General features: G+C 50.4%; 18 protein-coding genes. 8 read left to right on the top strand and 10 right to left on the bottom strand.

Annotation, left to right across the window (positions count from 1 at the left end; all coding sequences use genetic code 11):
• Positions 1–78 precede the first annotated feature (78 nt).
• From K2G41_RS05425 to K2G41_RS05435, 3 genes are all read right to left on the bottom strand, one after another.
• Positions 79–1,116: a fimbrillin family protein gene (locus K2G41_RS05425; protein WP_300116014.1), complete on the bottom strand. Its 1,038-nt coding sequence runs from the start codon at positions 1,114–1,116 to the stop codon at positions 79–81.
• A gap of 81 nt (positions 1,117–1,197) precedes the next feature.
• On the bottom strand, positions 1,198–2,157 hold the full coding sequence (locus tag K2G41_RS05430) for a DUF5119 domain-containing protein (RefSeq protein WP_300116016.1): 960 nt from the start codon (positions 2,155–2,157) through the stop codon (positions 1,198–1,200).
• On the bottom strand, positions 2,154–3,452 hold the full coding sequence (locus K2G41_RS05435; protein ID WP_300116019.1) for a DUF3575 domain-containing protein: 1,299 nt from the start codon (positions 3,450–3,452) through the stop codon (positions 2,154–2,156). The genes K2G41_RS05430 and K2G41_RS05435 overlap by 4 nt, the downstream gene beginning before the upstream one ends.
• A gap of 254 nt (positions 3,453–3,706) precedes the next feature.
• Here K2G41_RS05435 and K2G41_RS05440 point away from each other — a divergent pair, with 254 nt between their 5' ends.
• The 8 genes from K2G41_RS05440 to K2G41_RS05475 all read left to right on the top strand — a co-directional run bounded on the left by K2G41_RS05440 (position 3,707) and on the right by K2G41_RS05475 (position 13,093).
• Positions 3,707–5,146 (top strand): ATP-binding cassette domain-containing protein, encoded by a 1,440-nt coding sequence (locus K2G41_RS05440; RefSeq protein ID WP_300116032.1) that lies wholly within the window; start codon positions 3,707–3,709, stop codon positions 5,144–5,146.
• 107 nt (positions 5,147–5,253) lie between these two features.
• The gene (locus K2G41_RS05445) at positions 5,254–5,598 is read left to right on the top strand and encodes a type II toxin-antitoxin system RelE/ParE family toxin (protein WP_300116038.1); all 345 of its coding nucleotides are present in this window, start codon (positions 5,254–5,256) and stop codon (positions 5,596–5,598) included.
• A gap of 76 nt (positions 5,599–5,674) precedes the next feature.
• A complete protein-coding gene (locus K2G41_RS05450; protein ID WP_300116041.1) occupies positions 5,675–5,992 on the top strand; it encodes a helix-turn-helix transcriptional regulator in 318 nt (105 codons plus the stop codon).
• Between the two features lie 130 nt (positions 5,993–6,122).
• A complete protein-coding gene (gpmI, locus tag K2G41_RS05455; protein ID WP_300116044.1) occupies positions 6,123–7,637 on the top strand; it encodes a 2,3-bisphosphoglycerate-independent phosphoglycerate mutase in 1,515 nt (504 codons plus the stop codon).
• Positions 7,638–7,648: 11 nt separating this feature from the next.
• Positions 7,649–8,845 carry an L-serine ammonia-lyase gene (locus K2G41_RS05460; protein WP_300116056.1) on the top strand — a complete coding sequence of 399 codons (1,197 nt, stop codon included), beginning with the start codon at positions 7,649–7,651 and terminating at the stop codon, positions 8,843–8,845.
• 90 nt (positions 8,846–8,935) lie between these two features.
• Positions 8,936–10,522: an L-aspartate oxidase gene (gene nadB, locus K2G41_RS05465; RefSeq protein WP_300116063.1), complete on the top strand. Its 1,587-nt coding sequence runs from the start codon at positions 8,936–8,938 to the stop codon at positions 10,520–10,522.
• Positions 10,523–10,582: 60 nt separating this feature from the next.
• Positions 10,583–11,248: a DUF4294 domain-containing protein gene (locus tag K2G41_RS05470; protein WP_300116066.1), complete on the top strand. Its 666-nt coding sequence runs from the start codon at positions 10,583–10,585 to the stop codon at positions 11,246–11,248.
• A gap of 399 nt (positions 11,249–11,647) precedes the next feature.
• Entirely contained in the window at positions 11,648–13,093 is a 1,446-nt protein-coding gene (locus tag K2G41_RS05475) for a Na+/H+ antiporter NhaC family protein (protein ID WP_300116068.1), read from the top strand.
• A 56-nt stretch (positions 13,094–13,149) separates the two neighbouring features.
• Here the strand turns inward: K2G41_RS05475 and K2G41_RS05480 are convergent, their stop codons facing one another.
• From K2G41_RS05480 to K2G41_RS05510, 7 genes are all read right to left on the bottom strand, one after another.
• Positions 13,150–13,551 (bottom strand): HEPN domain-containing protein, encoded by a 402-nt coding sequence (locus K2G41_RS05480; RefSeq protein ID WP_300116081.1) that lies wholly within the window; start codon positions 13,549–13,551, stop codon positions 13,150–13,152.
• A 6-nt stretch (positions 13,552–13,557) separates the two neighbouring features.
• Positions 13,558–13,896, bottom strand: a complete 339-nt coding sequence (locus K2G41_RS05485) for a nucleotidyltransferase domain-containing protein (RefSeq protein WP_300116089.1) — start codon at positions 13,894–13,896, stop codon at positions 13,558–13,560.
• 194 nt (positions 13,897–14,090) lie between these two features.
• Positions 14,091–14,606 carry a ferritin gene (locus K2G41_RS05490; protein ID WP_300116092.1) on the bottom strand — a complete coding sequence of 172 codons (516 nt, stop codon included), beginning with the start codon at positions 14,604–14,606 and terminating at the stop codon, positions 14,091–14,093.
• A 111-nt stretch (positions 14,607–14,717) separates the two neighbouring features.
• Positions 14,718–16,013 carry an argininosuccinate lyase gene (gene argH / locus K2G41_RS05495; RefSeq protein WP_300116095.1) on the bottom strand — a complete coding sequence of 432 codons (1,296 nt, stop codon included), beginning with the start codon at positions 16,011–16,013 and terminating at the stop codon, positions 14,718–14,720.
• 71 nt (positions 16,014–16,084) lie between these two features.
• Positions 16,085–17,152, bottom strand: coding sequence for a M20/M25/M40 family metallo-hydrolase (locus K2G41_RS05500; protein ID WP_300116109.1), 1,068 nt, complete (start codon positions 17,150–17,152; stop codon positions 16,085–16,087).
• A gap of 45 nt (positions 17,153–17,197) precedes the next feature.
• Positions 17,198–17,974 carry an acetylglutamate kinase gene (gene argB, locus K2G41_RS05505; RefSeq protein ID WP_300116116.1) on the bottom strand — a complete coding sequence of 259 codons (777 nt, stop codon included), beginning with the start codon at positions 17,972–17,974 and terminating at the stop codon, positions 17,198–17,200.
• 8 nt (positions 17,975–17,982) lie between these two features.
• Positions 17,983–18,936, bottom strand: a complete 954-nt coding sequence (locus tag K2G41_RS05510; protein WP_300116119.1) for an acetylornithine carbamoyltransferase — start codon at positions 18,934–18,936, stop codon at positions 17,983–17,985.
• Positions 18,937–18,965: the final 29 nt, after the last annotated feature.

Here is an 18,965-nt window from a genome sequence, read left to right on the forward strand (position 1 = left end):
GCCATCAGCCTTTTGGTGACCGTAAGGGGAACATTCAACCCCTTACGGCCTGTATGTGTGTATTCTGATTCTTCTTGCTTATTTGGTGTCATCTGACGTGGTCATGGGAACATCGACATTCTGATCCACCCATTCGACTACATCAACCGTGCATTTAATAGGACCACCGAGGACAGGTGTACCGGGTTCGGGATCATTCGGATCGACATAGCCCGCACCGTGTGAGAAGTCGAGGGTGTAGATATATTTTTTACCGGGTTGCCAATCAGTATCGATAGGCACTGCAGCCCAATCACAATCGGTATTGGAAGGGAAGGGATAGACCTGCGCGCCTGCTGCGGTGTTGATCTGGAGCTTGACTGAAAGGTAAGCTCCCTTGTTGGCATTGGCAGCATCAGAGGTTACATTCCATGCGGTGAGCTGCTGCGGAATAAGGATAGCATTGCCGCCATTGCCCATCACGGACACGGCGTCAGGAGTAAGGGTCACTTCATCGCAGCTCTCCTCATAGATTGTCTTGTCAGTTGCCAGAGACCAAGACGGGCCGTCGAAATCAAATGAACCCTTTGAAATCGGTTGGCCGATACGCATACCGGAAATCTTAAATGTGTAGGCTGCATTGTCGGCTTTCGCAAGGATTTCTATCTGTGAGAGCTGATGGTTGAAAGTCAGAGGAACGCCTGTACCTTCGTTGAGTGATTTTTTGCCGGTAGCGGTAGCGGTGATGAAATCCACCTGATCAGCGGTCGAGGTCGCAGGCGAGAAGTCGGCCATTGTCTTGCTTGAATTGGTGAGGGTCACTGTCGCTCCCGGATCAGAGGGGGCATAAGCGTAGAATGTAAGTTCGCTGTCATCGCCGGGCCAGTGATATTCGGGTGTCGAGATGAAATATGTTCCGTCCTTCACAAAGTCGAGATCACCGAAAAATGTCTGCGTGCCAAGGAAGGCGGTCACATTGATGGAGCTAAGGTTATCGTTTGTAATTTCAGTGGCACGCGAACCCATTGCGGGTCGAAAACTTATCGCGCGTCCTTCGTTGATGCTGACAGGCTCGTCCTGTGAGCACGATACGAGGGCTAATGCAGCCACAGCCAGCAGTAAAGGTGTCTTTTTCATTGTAGATCTTATTTTTTACGGTTGAACATTTAATATTTTAAGAATTGCATTATTTCTGTGTGCGAAGGAAGGTGGTGTGGCCTACATACTTATGTCGATCTTTTCGGTCTGCCAGTCATCTACTTCAGGTATCAGACCGCCACCCGACGATATGGGATGCGGAAGTTTGAGTCCGCTGACCACAATATGGACATGTCGGGGATCAGGTGCATTGTGTATCTGATCGGTGACATCAAAATTGTAATACCACTTACTGCCATCGGTGAGATACATATAGACTGACAATACGTGTCGGTAATCGTGGTCCTGACTCTCGCCAAATGTGAGAAACTCACCGTGGAGAGCATCCTTTCCGGAGTTTTCTTTCATTGTGAACGGAAGTGTCACCCGTGTATCTGTAGTCTTTCGCTTACCGTACAGGAAACCCTCGGACATACCTGAAACAGTCGCATCGACCGAGCCGCCGCTGACATATTTCAGGTTCTCAACGTCGAGGATATCGACGGTGTAGTGACAGACGCATTCTTCCGGATATAACGTGATGGTCCTGACATCGTCGGAGTCCGTGTAGGGGATCGCTATGCTGTCCTGACGGTCAGCCCAAAGCATTCCGGGTGTCGCAACAATCCGTTCATCCTCCGCACCCTCGGCACGGGGGACAGAGCGGGCCGAAAGTCCGTAAACCGACAGTTCATCGGTCTCTGCAGTATAGATTTCAGAGGATTCAATATCGGACATATTGCGCAGATGAGCCCAGTCAGTATCGTCGGCATTCATGCAAAGAGCACTGTACTGTCCGTGTGAGATGTCGATGTGACCACCGTAGCGATCGGTGAATATATAGCGCAACGGTGCGGTTTCACCGGAGGCGTTAAAGAAATACGCACTCATTGAAGCCGGATCGGCATCCGGAGCATTGCGCCAATCAAACACGACGTTCACTTCGAGAGTATGGGTGTGATCGAAACAGAGATCCTTGTGATGGCATGATGTGACCGTTAGAATCAGGGTCAGCAGCGGAAACAGTTTTTTCGTAATCATGATCTCCCTCCTTTCTTCCGGTTGAAGTTATCACATCCGATAAGCCAGACTAATGAAATCTCAGCTTTCGTCGGGCCGAACCATTTCAGTTTGTGAGTTGATTGCCATACATAATGACCGTCCTCCGGAATGTATTTCATATACTCTCCGCCAAGATAGCCGATTCCGATAGTGAAATCGAGATTAAGCCTGCGGGCAACAGGGAGGGAGTAGCCATACTCCACACCGCCCATGAAATTGCAGCGCGACCACAGCGTGCGTCCGGGGAGACCACCCATGTAACCTGTGCCACCAAACTCGAAATCATAGGTGATGACTCCTGCATAGATCCCGACGTGATGGCCGGTGAGCGGTTTTTCGGCTGCTTTATGCCCGAACCACTTCCGGAGGGTGATATCGCCGCCGTAGGTGCGCCAATAATGATGAGTCCTGTCGGTATCCCACCAAGCATACATCCAGTTGGCGGCGATTGACCAGTTCTTTCCGAGATAGAACTCGACACCGATATTCGGTATCACGAGCGCATCGTAAAGAAGGTTGGTCTTTACGCCCATGTAGAACGGACGGCACAGACATCCATCTTCCTGTCCGAAATCCGGCAGTAGCGGTGACATGTCGGTCGGAGGCACGGCAGGAGCATCAGTAAAAAGCCCGTTAGCAGGCCCGACAGCTATCCGTTGGGGGCAGCGGTAGTAATCTACATAAAGCCTTGATTCACGAAGTGAAGGGAAGAGCATTGCATACATGTAGCGGTATGGTTCACCATCGTGAAGCTTACGAAGCCTGACGTAACCATTGTCGCTGACGGCATTACGCTCGTCGGGTGTCGTTGACTCGTCCATTGAACCTATCACGTCATCAAGAAGTCCGATCACTTCTTGGCGGTAAGGCACGGCGGAGTCATTGAGCACCTCTGTATAGAGCCCCTTCCAATCACGTCCGATATAAGAGAATGATGCCAGTGAGTCAGGAAGTCCCGCACGCTCGGAAAAATAACCGAAAAGGTTTGCGGCACGCTGCTCGGACAGCCGTCTGTTGATTCCTACCGATCCCTCGGGTGAAGCACCGCCTATGACCCTCACACCCTTCAGGTGTCCGCAACTGTCGTTGCCTTGGCCTGAGAGCAAATGCGTCACCATCTCTGACAACTGACGTCCGTTGTCGTCCAATGCCGGATCAATAGCTGAAACAGACTGGCGGAAGCGAACCGAAACCGAATCTGACGGCGTCCGGGCCTCTGCAAGCCAACAGCAAGTGATGAAGGCATAAATGATGATGAGTGTGATTCTTTTCATAGCTCGTGTGTTGGAGACGGATAGATGGAATCTCAAATGTTGAACGTGATCCAGCATTTTCAAATCATAGCCGGCTGAATTTACATTTTATTGATTATTTTCTAATATAGAAACATTTCAGCAGAGGAAAATGATTTTGATTTTTCATCTTTTTTTAATAAATCGTCATTGCAACCCTCTATTCTCCTTGATTTTCCCGGCCTTCAAGAGCTAAATTTTGTAATTTTGCAGATATTTTAGAAGAAGTCAGAATTATGGAGACAAATGACAATAATGCAGATTTCATGGTGAGGTTCAACAGTCCGCGGCTTGGCTACGGCAATGTCGTGATTCAGAATCCACATCATTCATATATCCCTTCAGGAGTATGCGCCGTGCTCGGACGAAATGGCGCGGGAAAATCCACACTCGGTCTCGTCATCGAGAAAGGACGCTATGCCTACGGCAACCGATTGGAATTTGCCCTAAAGGACATGAAAGTAAAGATGCTTGCCTTCACTGACATCCACTCACTCACCGGTATAGAGGTGACCCGCTATGACCAGCGTCTTGAGGCCACGGTCAACGATCTCGTGCCTACCGTCGGCGAGATCCTCGGAGAGAAAGCATCCTCGGAGCGTTGGCGTGATCTTTGCGATTCATTCTCTTTGCATGATGTCGAGACCAAGCGTATCAACTATCTCTCAAGCGGTGAACTGCGCAAGCTGCTGATCATACATGCCCTCATCGATACCCCGGACATACTCATACTCGACAATCCATACATCGGTCTTGACGCTCGTTCACGCTCGGAACTCGACAACGCCATCAGCGGTATCGCTGCAAATGGTGTAGGAATAATCCTGCTACTCTGCGATGCAATAGATATACCGGACTATACCACATCCATACTCACTCTCCAAGATTCCACGCTCTCAATGCCTGTAACAGGTTCGGAAGAAATAAATTCAATACGGACTCATAATGCTACAATAGATAATGTAATCACTGAAAATGAGTTGCCCCCGATGCGAGGTGATGCACAGGAGTTCACGATAGCATTCTCCATCGAGGACGGTCATGTGCGCTATGGTTCACGCTCCGTGCTCGAAGGAATTAACTGGACTGTCCGTTCAGGTGAACGCTGGGCATTGACCGGCCCTAACGGATCGGGAAAATCCCTGCTCCTCAGCCTCGTCTGCGCTGACAATCCGCAAGCCTACGCCAACCGCATCACCCTCTTTGACCGCCGTCGCGGCTCAGGTGAAAGCATCTGGGAGATAAAGGACCGCATAGGTTACGTCTGTCCTGAAATGCAGCTCTACTTCAAGTCATCCCTGCCTGTAGATGAAATCGTAGCGGCAGGCCTACGTAATTCGCTGTCACAATTCCGTAAGCCTACTCCGGAGGAACTCGATGAGTCACGTACATGGCTGCGACTTCTCGATATCAGCCATCTGGCTGACAAAAAATTTCAGGAACTGTCATCTGGCGAACAGCGACTCGTACTTCTCGCGCGTACATTTATTAAGCAGCCTCCTCTGCTGATTCTCGACGAGCCGCTCCACGGTCTCGACGCCGAACGCAAAGAGCGGGTACGCAGTGTGATCGATCTTCTTGTCAGCCGCAACGGTTCATCGCTGATCTTCGTCACCCACTACACCCGCGAAATCCCCACAACTGTCACGAATACAAAAATTCTGGAGAAGATCTGACAAGAATCCACAGAAGCCATCCGTTGGCGCAGAACCAAAATACCGCATCTGATGTTTGCATAAAAGGAAACTTTCAGTTATCTTTGCGGTATAATTCAAGTTCCCAGATGGATAAGATCTATTTTAAATTCATAGCGTTGCCTGAGGCCAGAGAGTTCATTCGGTCTCTTATGCCTGAAATACGTGAGAAAGTATATTACAACATACGCAAAGTGAGCGGAGGCATAAAGGATCGTGAACTGTTTAAAAAGTTAGAAGGCACTGAAATTTGGGAATTTCGAACAATATATAAAGGTAGCTGCTATCGGTTGTTTGCCTTTTGGGATAAAACTGAGGAAACGTTTGTGATCGCTACTCACGGAATCATAAAGAAAACTCAGAAAACACCTTTGAAGGAAATATCCAAAGCCGAACAGATCAGAAAAGAATACCTTGCAAAAAATAATTCCTAAAAATAACGGTCTCTTAGAGATCATACAAAGCTCAAATAATATGGCCTTCAGGTCGTAACTTAGCTCATACTGAATCATGGAAAAGACATATTACACACTGGACGAAATGCTTGACGAAGATCTCGGTAAAATCGGGACTCCTCAGCGTGATGCATTTGAATCCACTGTCCAAGAGGAAATCCGCGCCTACCACATCGGTGAGGCAATACGCAAAGCCCGTCAGGAGCGTTCGATGACACAGGAACAGCTTGGAGAGCTTATGGGCGTAAAAAAAGCGCGCGTCTCAAAGATCGAGAACGGACACAACATTACGATATCCACTATGGCAAGGGCCTTCAAGGCTATGGGTATCCCTGCATCACTCAATCTCGGAGGCATACAGGTGGCACTCTGAGCGAATAAGATCTGCCGGAAAGACTAAATTTTGTTATCATCCGGTCTCTTACACGCTTTAGAGCTCACTTCTCACGTTTTTTATGTACCTTTGCAATCTCGAAAAATAACATTACAATTTCTATAACATCATGGCAAAGAAAGCATTGTTAATGATTCTTGACGGATGGGGCATCGGCAACCACTCAAAGAGCGACGCCATCTCATCCACTCCCACTCCCTACTGGGACTATCTCGTAAACACCTATCCCCACAGCCAGCTTCAGGCTTCAGGAGAAAATGTAGGTCTGCCCGACGGTCAGATGGGCAACTCCGAAGTGGGTCACCTCAATATCGGCGCAGGCCGAGTGGTCTATCAGGACCTCGTGAAAATCAACAAGGCGTGCGAGGATGGCTCTATCCTCTCCAACCCTGAGATCGTAAACGCTTTCACCTACGCCCGCGACAACGGTAAGGCCATCCACTTCATGGGTCTTACAAGCGACGGCGGCGTACACTCATCACTCGATCACCTCTATGCCCTCTGCGACATAGCCAAGCATTACGGGCTCGAAAAGGTGTATATCCACTGCTTCATGGATGGCCGTGACACCGACCCCCACAGCGGTAAAGGATTCATCGAAGCTCTCCAAAGCCACTGCGAGAAGTCAGCCGGCAAGATCGCATCGATCATCGGCCGCTACTACGCAATGGACCGCGACAAACGCTGGGAGCGCGTCAAGGTGGCCTACGATCTTCTCGTCAAGGGCGAAGGCAAGCAGGCAACCGACATGGTGGCTGCAGTTCAGGAAAGCTATGACGAAGATGTCACCGACGAGTTCATCAAGCCTATCAACAATGCTACGATCGACGGAACTATCAAAGAGGATGATGCCGTTATCTTCTTCAACTACCGCAACGACCGTGCCAAGGAGCTTACAGTAGCCCTCACGCAGCATGACATTCCCGAAGCCGACATGAAGGTTATCCCCGGCCTCCAGTACTACTGCATGACCCCCTACGACGCTTCATTCACCGGTGTCCATATCCTCTTCCCCAAAGAGAATGTAGAGAACACACTCGGCGAATATCTTTCAAGCCTCGACAAGAAGCAGCTCCACATAGCCGAGACCGAGAAGTATGCCCACGTGACCTTCTTCTTCAACGGCGGACGCGAAGCTCCCTACGAAGGCGAGGAGCGCATACTCGTGGCCTCACCCAAAGTTGCCACATACGATCTCAAGCCGGAAATGAGTGCCTATGAGGTGAAAGACAAACTCGTGGAGGCAATCAAGGAGGAGAAATATGACTTCATCGTGGTCAACTATGCCAACGGCGACATGGTAGGTCACACAGGTGTCTATGAGGCTATCTGCAAGGCTGTCAAGGCCGTCGATGAATGCGTAAAGGATACCGTCGAGGCTGCAAAGGCCGCCGGCTACGAGGTCATCATCATAGCCGACCACGGTAATGCCGACAATGCCATCAATGCCGACGGCACTCCCAACACCGCCCACTCGCTCAATCCCGTGCCCTGCATCTACGTGACAGAGCGCAAGGACGCTACGGTCGAGGACGGCAAACTTGCCGACGTCGCACCCACCATGCTCAAGATCATGGGACTTCCCCAACCCAAGGAGATGACCGGCCACGCCCTCATCAACTGATAATCTTTTTGATGGAATCAATCAAACAACTCTATAAGATCGGCCACGGCCCGTCGAGTTCTCACACGATGGGTCCTCTGAAAGCCGCCCAAGAGTTTGGCTCCCGTCACAGGGACGCCGCATCATTCACCGTGACCCTTTACGGCGCCCTTGCCGGCACCGGAAAGGGTCACATGACTGATGTGGCTATTCTCGGAGAGCTCGAACCCATAGCTCCCACCACTATCCTGTGGCAACCCGACATTTTTCTCCCTTTCCATCCAAACGGGATGACCTTCCGTGCGTTTGATGCCGAGGGCAAGGAACTTGAATGCCAGACGGTATATTCAATCGGCGGCGGCGACATAGTCCATGAAGGCGAGGAGCGTCCGCAAGCCAAGAAAGTATATCCTATGACCAAAATCAACGATATACTTGAATGGACCAGACAGACAGGCAAAAGTTTTTGGGAATATGTCGAGGAGTATGACGACAGCGATGTGTGGGACTATCTCGCTGAAGTGTGGCGGGTGATGAAGGAAGCCGTCGAACGCGGCATTGATGCCGAAGGCGTGCTTCCCGGTGGACTTGGAGTGCGTCGCAAGGCCGTCAGTTATTATCTCCATGCCGCCGGCCACAATGACAGTCTGCGCAGTCGCGGACTTGTCTATGCCTACGCTCTTGCTGTCAGTGAGGAGAATGCCTCCGGAGGCATGATCGTGACCGCACCTACGTGCGGATCATGCGGAGTGCTTCCTGCTGTGCTCTATCATCTTTCCACCTCAAAAAATTTCAGCGATAAGCGCATTCTTCGCGCACTTGCCACAGCCGGACTATTCGGAAGCGTCGTCAAGTACAACGCCTCTGTCTCAGGTGCCGAAGTAGGGTGTCAGGGAGAAGTAGGCGTAGCCTGTGCGATGGCTGCAGCCGCTGCCAGTCAGCTTTTCGGAGGTACGCCGGCACAGATCGAATACTCCGCAGAGATGGGTCTCGAACACCACCTCGGACTGACATGTGATCCCGTGTGCGGACTCGTGCAGATCCCCTGCATCGAACGCAACGCCTACGCTGCAGCCCGCGCGCTCGACAGCAATCTCTATGCATCATTCTCGGACGGAAGTCACTCCGTATCCTTCGACCGCATTGTTGAAGTGATGAAGCAGACCGGTCACGATCTGCCCTCGATCTACAAGGAAACCGCGCAGGGCGGACTTGCGGCGATAAAGTAAGCATTATAAAAATTAAAGTATGGGGGATTAGGACCCTTACTGAATTTTAGCAACAATTATAATCAACTCCACTCACGTTTCTCGGAAGAAATGACACGAAAATATGACTATCTTGTAATCGGCTCAGGCATTGCAGGTATGAGCTTTGCCCTCAAAGTCGCTTCAAAGGGACGCGTGGCCCTTATATGCAAGACCACGCTCGACGAAGCCAACACGGCTCTTGCTCAGGGCGGTGTGGCTTCTGTCACAAATCTCGAAGTGGATGACTTCGACAAACATATCAACGATACCATGATTGCAGGTGACTGGCTCAGCGATCCCGAAGCTGTACGTAAAGTGGTCACCGAAGCTCCCGCGCAGATCCGCGAACTCATAGGCTGGGGTGTCGAATTCGACAAGAAGGCTGACGGATCTTTCGATCTGCATCGCGAGGGCGGACACTCTGAATTCCGTATTCTCCATCACGCCGACAACACCGGCTTCGAGATTCAGGAATCACTCATCGAGGCCGTCAAGGCTAATCCGGACATCGATATTTTCGAACATCATTTCGCCATCGAGATCCTCACACAGCACCATTTAGGTAAGATAGTCACCCGCCGCACTCCGGACATCACCTGCTACGGAGCTTACGTGCTAAATACCGACACTGGAGAAGTGGATACTTTCCTCTCACGCATCACCCTGATCGCCACCGGCGGTGTCGGGGCGGTGTATCAGACCACGACAAATCCTCTCGTCGCCACAGGCGACGGTATCGCCATGGTCTATCGTGCAAAGGGAACTGTAAAGGATATGGAGTTTATCCAGTTCCACCCCACAGCGCTCTATCATCCCGGTGACCGTCCCAGCTTCCTTATCACTGAGGCCATGCGAGGCTACGGCGCAGTGTTGCGCAACCTCAAGGGTGAAGAATTCATGCACAAGTATGATCCACGCCTTTCACTCGCTCCGCGCGACATCGTGGCCCGTGCCATTGACTCCGAAATGAAGCTTACCGGTGATGACCACGTTTATCTCGACGTGACACACAAAGATCCGGAGGAGACCAAGAAGCACTTCCCCAACATCTATGCCAAGTGTCTGTCACTGGGCATCGACATTACGAAGGACTATATACCCGTTGCCCCGGCCGCCCACTATCTCTGCGGAGGAATCAAGGTGGATGGAAATGCCGAATCGTCCATCAAACGTCTGTATGCAGTCGGCGAATGCTCATGCACCGGTCTCCACGGAGGCAACCGTCTGGCCTCAAATTCACTCATCGAGGCTGTGGTCTATGCTGACGCCGCCGCACGCCATGCAGTCGAAAACGCTCCACACTATGATTTCCGTACGGATATCCCGGCATGGAACGACGAGGGCACGCGCCACACCGAGGAGATGGTGCTGATCACACAGAGTATCAAGGAGGTCAATCAGATCATGGGAACATACGTCGGTATCGTGCGTTCGGATCTGCGCCTCGACAGGGCATGGAATCGACTCGACATACTCTATGAGGAGACCGAGAAACTGTTCAAGCAGTCCAAGGCTTCACGCGAGATATGCGAGCTGCGCAACATTATCAACGTTGGCTACCTCATCATGCGTCAGGCTAAGGAACGTAAGGAATCCCGCGGTCTGCACTACACCGTAGATTATCCTCCCGTGCCCCACGGACCATCAGAAGCATGATTTTGGAAGTTCGCGCCTCGTGCAACAATAAAAATTCGCTCTCGTGTGTTATAATATTGTATGACACAATCCTATAGACAATACATAATCTCCATCATCCTCACGGCTCTGTGTGCGCTCGGCGCATACGGCAATCCTGCCATGCCTGTGGATGATCCCGAAGATTTAGGGCCGGTGAAAGTCGGCTCAGGCCGTGTGAAACCCCTTCAGGGCTATTACTATTTTGATGGCGACGAGGGGGAAAACACACTCATGCTTGTACTTGCGGACGTGACCGTCTATCCTCCATTGAAGTTCAAAAACAAGAAGGAGGAGGAATTTTACTGGAAGACCGTGCGCGATGTCAAGAAAACCCTCCCCTACGCAAAGCTCATCTGCGAGACCCTGATCGAGACCTACGAGTATATCGAGACTTTTCCGACTCAGAAAGAGCGTGAGGAACATCTGAAGAAGATGGAGGGTGCAGTGTTCGAGCAGTACAAACCTGCGCTTAAAAAATTCACCAAATCGCAAGCCCAGATGTTGATCAAGCTCATCAACCGCGAGACGAACCAGTCGAGCTACAACATCCTCAAAGCTTTTCTCGGGTCATTCCGAGCAGGCTTCTGGCAGACATTCGGACGTTTCTTCGGTGTCAATCTCAAGACCTCCTATAAACCGGAGACCGACCGCAAGGATGCAATCGTAGAGCGCGTAGCCACAATGGTCGAACTGGGACAATTGTAAACCGCTTCCGGCTTGCGGCTATCTTATGAATCTTCTATCATTCTCTTCATTCTGCACTCTTGAAGAGAATGATTTTTTATATCCTCTTCTACAAGAAATTCCCAGTAATCTACGGAATAATGCTTACCTTCTCTTGAAATCCGCAACCGATGTTATCCTCGTCCCCGATATCCGGAGTTAATCTCTGCAAAGTTAAGGTTGCCACCTCTTCAAAATAATATGATTTTAACAAGTATTTAAAGGTTTTAGGGTGTTTTGTTGAATATATTGTAGGGGATTTCAAGGAATTACTGTAACTTTGTAATGAATTTATCAAGCAAGTGCCCCGTACAACCCTTATTCCATCTATTGATCCGGGTCACTTGTATTATCAATAATTATCATACATTACGACAGACCTTGAACAGACAGCGTGTCTTCGGCGGTGTGAACCGACCGTCATTATTGATTTCACTTATCCCCGTAAGTTTTCTTTTCGTCGCCCTCATCACTGTCATAGTCACGAGCGGTGCTGACGCAGTCTCTGAAATCGGACCGTTTATCCTACTGTCATCTACAGCGGTTGCACTCGGACTTTCAATGGTCGGAGGTGTGGCTTCACGCCGTGGTCTTTCAGTTGGATTCAAACGGAGTGCCTCGCAGATCCTCCCTGCAATACCTATACTGCTGTGCATAGCGTTGGTGGCTACCACATGGATGTTGTCAGGCGTCGTGCCTACCCTGATATCATACGGTCTAAAAGTATTAAGCCCCAAGCTATTTCTGGTGATCACATGCGCGGTATGCTCGGTCATATCCGTGCTGACCGGAAGCTCGTGGACCACGATCGCAACTCTTGGAGTGGCGTTCATGGGTATAGGTCAGGTGATGGGCTACAGCGATCCTTGGATTGCCGGAGCAATCATTTCCGGAGCTTATTTCGGTGATAAGGTGTCGCCACTGAGCGATACGACAGTTGTGGCATCATCCACCGCCGGTGTGGATCTTTTCGAGCATATCCGTTATCTTATGTTTACAACTGTCCCGGCGATGGGTATAGCCCTGATTGTGTTCCTGACGGTTGGTCTGACCAATGGTGGTGAGCACACGGCCGAGGCCGGCCCGATGCTCGGTGCACTCGGCTCGACATTCAATCTATCGCCTTGGACGCTTGTAATTCCGGCCATAACCATGATAATGATTATACTCCGCCTGCCGACACTGATCGTGCTTCTCGCTGCCTCCATGCTGGGAGCGATAGGGATCTTTGTGTTCCAGTCGCATGACGGAATGGGTGTTACTGCACTTCTGACAAACCTATGGAGCGGAGTGGCATTACAGACCGGTAACGATTCCCTCGATAATCTTGTCAGCACCGGGGGTGTACTCGGTATGCTCCCGACAGTCTATCTTGTGCTCAGTGCCATGTTTTTCGGAAGTGTGATGATAGGCACAGGTATGCTTGCCAAGCTCACTGACGCTTTCACACACAGACTGCGTCGCCATACGAGCATAGTCGGTGCGACTGTCTGCAGCGGACTTGCCATGAACTGCTGCACGGGAGACCAGTACCTGTCGCTTATAATCACAGGAAATATGTATCGTTCACTTTATCGCCGCAATGGTCTTGAAAGCCGTCTGCTGAGCCGTTCGATGGAGGATTCTATCTCCGTGACATCAGTACTAATCCCGTGGAATTCATGTGGTCTGACCCAATCGACAGTGCTCGGCGTGAGCACGCTGGCTTATTTTCCCTGCTGTATATTCAATTTCCTCACTCCTATAATGAGTATAATAGTGGCCCGCCTCGGATTCAAGATCCCACAGCCGACAAAACGTGAAATCCCGGTATGCAATCCCGCATAATAAACCATCCCATGCGTAATATCCAATCGATTGAATATGGTGCGGGATTGAAAATTCTATACGAATTTAATCAAGTTCTGTATTTTGGATATTAGATCCTTCACATCAGAAAACATAGGCAATATTTCCTCTTCCGTCCAATCGGAGAGATCATCATAGTCACCCGTCTGCCTCATTCTGAATAGTCGTCCAAGCAGCACTCCATCTTCTTTTGTCAGTATTCCGTTTCTTATGAAGTGAAGATTTATCATCCTACTGACTCCTGCGTGACTTGAAGTAGATATCTGATTGTCCAAAAGCAGAGCCTCACAAATATAGAATGCCGCATAATACAATCTATTTGCCGCAAGATTCCAAAAGTTTCCTTTGGCCACATATTCAGCTTCTGTCAATGCCGTATGTGAGCGTTCTATGCGATAGCTTATGATAGCTTTACGATCTTCGTTAGATAAAGTCATTATGAATCAGTTTTGGAAGATTATGATTTTATCCTGTTCTACGTTCTTATAGAACGGCATAAAGCTTCGTCTTAACCATCCTGCAAATGAATAAAGACGTGCACAGATGAATTCATTGAATTCCCAGCCGATCTGTTCAATCGGGCTCGCATATCTGTCAATCGTATCAAGGGAAAGCTTTTCTTCTCCGGGAATGAGAATATGAATATCCCAGTCGGAATCATGGCGGGCATCTCCCCTTGCCCGCGATCCATATAAAGCCACCTGCGATCCCGCCGGAAGAATCTCTCCGGCCTTAGCTTTTATTGCCTCTATAAGAAGATTATATTTTTCGCGTTCGTACATAAATGGAGGATATAATAAAAACCTGTGTCTAAGGGACGTATTTTTTTCTGATTAACAAAAATAATAAAAGATTACGATATTACAAATAGCAAATCCAAGTAGGATATCAAAATACCTTTCATTTGACATTCTACTTGGATTTATTATTTCATACAAAGCCTATTACTTACAGTAATAAGCTATAGGCGGGAAATTTATTCTGCAAGGGCGGCGGGAGCAACGTATGTGCGTGATGCGAGCTCCTGATCGAGCATATAGAGACCCATGCCGTTGTCACCGATAAGAGAGAACTTGTCGATGAGTGTGCGGCAGTTATCCTCTTCCTCAACCTGTTCGCTAACAAACCAGTTGAGACGGTCGCGGGTAGCGTAATCCTTCTCAGCCTCAGCAAGTGCATAGAGGTTGTTGATGAGTGAGGTCACCTGCTTTTCGTGTTCGAGTGTATCCTTAAATGCCTGAAGGGGTGATTCCCATGAGGTGGGGACTGCATCAATAGCCTTGAGCTCTACGCGGCCTCCACGCTGATTGACATAGTTCATGAAGATGGTAGCGTGGGCCTGTTCTTCCTGAAACTGGATTTTGAACCAGTTGGCTACACCGGGCATACCTTCTGCCTCAAAGTGAAGTGCCATTGAAAGATAGAGATACGCGCTCCAGAACTCAGCGTTGATCTGCGCATTAAGTGCGTCCTGTACTTTGTTGTTTAGCATAAGTGTGAAAATATTAATGATGTTAGTGATGTGTTACAGTTTTCAAGTTACAAAAATAATAACTTTTCACAGACATCTATTGTTCACGTACAAGTTTTTTTATTGAATGATTCACTCTGCGATTTTATCGTAGAGCTTCTGGAATTTCAAGGCTATCTGTGCGGTGCAGAGATTATTGATCGATCCCACATGGGTGTGGTGGACACTGCGGACAGGTTTGTAAGTACCATCCTGCACTTCAAGCCCCACTTTCTTATAAGCTTCACGGAAAGGCATCCCATCGAGCACAAGGCGGTTGACCTCCTCGACGGTGAAGAGATAGTCGTAACGCGGATCATCGATTATGTCGCGCTTCACACGTATGTGCTGGAGCATGAAATCAGCCATGTCGAGACAGCCGATCATCTCTGTCGTAGCCGGGAAGATGATATCCTTGAGCAGCTGGAGATCCCTGTTATAACCGAGTGGGAGATTGGCGGTAAGTAGTGCGATCTCGTTCTGAATGGACTGGAGACGGTTACACTTTCCGCGCATGATCTCGAACACGTCGGGATTTTTCTTATGGGGCATGATTGATGACCCGGTCGTAAGCTCATCAGGGAAAGAAATGAATCCGAAATTCTGACACATCCACATGCACACGTCCATTGCAAGATGTCCGAGGGTTGATGCAATAGCACTGATGGCCATCGAGGCCGCACGCTCGGTCTTTCCGCGCGACATCTGAGCCGCAACGACATTGTAATGAAGTGTCTCGAAACCGAGCAGACGGGTGGTCATCTCACGGTCAAGAGGGAAGGACGACCCATAGCCCGCAGCAGATCCGAGGGGATTCTGATTGGCAACGTTGTAGGCGGCCACGAGCATCTGCATGTCATCCACAAGCGATTCGGCGTATGCACCGAACCATAGTCCGAATGATGAGGGCATGGCAACCTGCAGATGAGTGTAGCCCGGCATAAGGACATCCTTATACTCCTCGCTCAGTGTCTGCAGGCGGTCAAAGAGCCGCTTGACAGCTTCGGCTACATGGCGCAGCTCATCGCGCATGAAAAGTTTCAGATCCACGAGCACCTGATCGTTGCGCGAGCGACCTGAATGGATCTTCTTACCAACATCGCCAAGTTTTGCCGTGAGCATGAACTCCACCTGTGAATGGACATCCTCGACACCCGGCTCAATGGTAAATTCGCCGCGTTCGATGATCTCAGCGATCTCTCCGAGACCCTTCAGGAGCACGTCAAGCTCCTCAGAGGTAAGTAGCCCGATGCTTTCAAGCATTCTGATATGGGCCATAGAGCCTTGGACATCGTAACGCGCGAGGCGCAGATCAAGTTCACGGTCGTTGCCGACGGTGAACTCCTCAATCATTTTATCGGGCTCGAAGCCCTTGCTCCAGAGTTTCATATATCTGTGTGGTGAGTTTTTTTAGGATGATTTGAATTTGCCGTTATGTCAGTATGTCACTACTTTAGCGATTACAGCTGAAGCGATTCGATCAAACGGCGGTAAAGAGGAATTGCAGCTTCGATTTCGGGGAGGAGTATAAATTCATCAGCCGAATGGCTGCGCGACGACTGTCCGGGTCCGATCTTAAGCGACGGAAAATCAGACATGAGCGACATGTCGCTTGTGGTCGGCGATACGAATGTCTCGCATCCGAGAGCTATCGCGCTCCTGACAAGCGGGTGCGTGTCGGTGATGACCGATGCGCGTACGCGCGTTGACCGGGGCGTGAGAGTCGAATAGCTCACTGCTTCGCGGAGGAGATCGACCGTCTGCTCGTTGGTATAGGCATCCGTAGTGCGTATATCCACCACCCACTTGCATTCATCGGGGATGGCGTTGTGTTGCCAGCCGGCATTGATCTGGGTGATGTTGACACTTATCGGACCGAGGATGCTTGATTCGGTCGGGAAACGGAAATCGCGCAGGGCATTGATATCAGCGATCGCACGATAGATCGCATTGACACCCTCGCCACGTGCCGCATGGCCGGTCACTCCGGGAGTAAGGCAGTCGAGGACCACCAGTCCGCGTTCAGCCACAGCCGCCTGCATACCCGTCGGTTCACCCACGATCGCACAATCGATCCTCACCCCCTCTTCGGCGATATGCGGCAGGAAAGCCCGCATACCGTTTTCGCCTCCTACCTCCTCCTCTGCGGTTATTGCAAGGAGGAGATTGAACCGCAAAGGGAGTGTGCGCATGTCAAGAAATGTCTGTATGAGCGACGTGACAGATGCACCGGCATCGTTGCTACCGAGTCCGTAGAGCCGTCCGTCCTCAATGACGGGGAGGAACGGATCACGCGTGTATGAAGCCGCCGGCTTCACCGTGTCATGGTGGGAGTTTAGTAGGAGAGTAGGACGCGACGGATCGAAATTTTCCGAAAAAGCATAGACATTATTGCGGAAACGATGCGGTGAAGCACCGTTGGCAGCGAGATAGTCGAAAATGAGTGCAGCCGTCCCCTCCTCCTGTCTTGACAGAGAAGGAATGGCTATCATCCCGGAAAGGAGTTCGATTGCGTGCGTAGGTTTCATCCGGCAGAGTGGCTACAGATTTATTTAATCAGTGATACTATCCTTTTATGCAGTTATGACAGTTCCACGGTCAATGGTGAGAGCATCGGAATGCTTTATGGTGACACTTGCCACACCGCGCTCAATAGCCTTGAAAGCATTATCGATCTTTGGAATCATTCCTTTATTGACAATGCCACGTTCGCGGAGATCAGCATAGACAGCAGGAGTAATGCTGCTGATCAGGGAATCGGGACGTTCGATGTCCTCCATTACACCCGGTTGCTCGAAGCAGAATATCAGATCTGTCGGAGCTATACGGGAAGCACCGACTGCAACGGACGATGCGATCGTGTCCGCATTGCAGTTGAGCAATGTCCCAGCACCGTCATGCGTAATCGCGCAATAGACCGGAGTGATTCCCGCGTCAAGCAGTGAGGCGATGAGTCCGGAATTGACTCCTTCGGGAGCAATATCGCCAACGAAACCGTAGTCTATCGGTTTTGCCGGACGGCGGGTAGCCGTGATGGCATTGCCATCCGCCCCGGTAAGACCTATGGCGTTGCAACCGGCAGCCTGAAGCATCGACACGATGCGTTTGTTGACCAAACCGGCATAGACCATCGTGACTACATCCAGCGTGGCGCGGTCAGTGACACGTCGTCCCTCGATCATAGTTGTCGGGATGTCGAGTTTCGCACTCATGCGAGTGGCCTCCTTACCTCCTCCGTGGACAAGTATCTTTTTGCCGGGGAGACTGACGAAATCACGGATGAAGCGCGCGAGTGCTTCGGGATTGTCAACGACGTTACCGCCAATCTTTATAACCTTGATGCTTTCCATAACCGATCTTAGAGACTTTCAAGAATACGCTTCAGAACCACCTGTGCGGAGATCTCACGGTTGGCCGCTTCGGGGATCACGATGCTGCGTTCCGATTCAATAACATCGTCCGTCACAATCATGTTGCGGCGCACAGGGAGACAGTGCATGAAGAACGCGTTGTCCGTAAGAGCCATTTTCTCCGTATCGACAGTCCAGTCGCGGTCAGTCGAAAGCACCTTGCCATAGTTAGGATCAGCATAAGCTGACCAGTTCTTCGCATAGACGAAGTCCGCACCTTCAAGAGCCTTGCGTTGATCATATTCCACACGTGCCTTGCCGACAAATTCAGGAGCAAGCTCGTAGCCGTGGGGATGAGTGATCACAAAATCATAATCCGTAGCGTTCATCCACTCAGCGAAGGAGTTGGGGACGGCCTGCGGAAGCGCGCGGGGATGCGGTGCCCATGTCATGACCACCTTGGGACGTTCCTTGGTCTTGAATTCCTCGATGGTTATGAGATCGGCGAAACTCTGCAGAGGATGGCGTGTGGCTGCTTCCATACTGAATACGGGACGGCCAGAATAACGGATGAACTGGTTGATGACACGCTCCTCGTAATCCTCGGCCTTATCTTTAAGACCGGCAAAGGAACGCACACCGATGATGTCGCAGTAAGAACCCATGACGGGAACGGCTTCGAGAAGATGCTCGGCCTTGTCACCGTCCATGATGACACCACGCTCCGTCTCCAGTTTCCATGCGCCCTGATTCACGTCGAGTACAATGACGTTCATTCCGAGATTCATGGCAGCCTTCTGCGTGCTTAGACGGGTGCGGAGACTTGAATTGAAGAAAATCATCATCAGGGTCTTGTTCTTGCCCAGATGTGAATAGGCGAAACGGTCAGCCTTGACCTGAAGAGCCTCCTTGACAGCGAGATCAAGAGGTCCTATATCGGAGACGTTAGTGAAATTGCGCATTTTTTCGGGAGGGATTTTAGAGGTTGTGA

The sequence above is a fragment of the Duncaniella sp. genome (genome assembly GCF_029056165.1).
Classification (GTDB): Bacteria; Bacteroidota; Bacteroidia; order Bacteroidales; family Muribaculaceae; genus Duncaniella.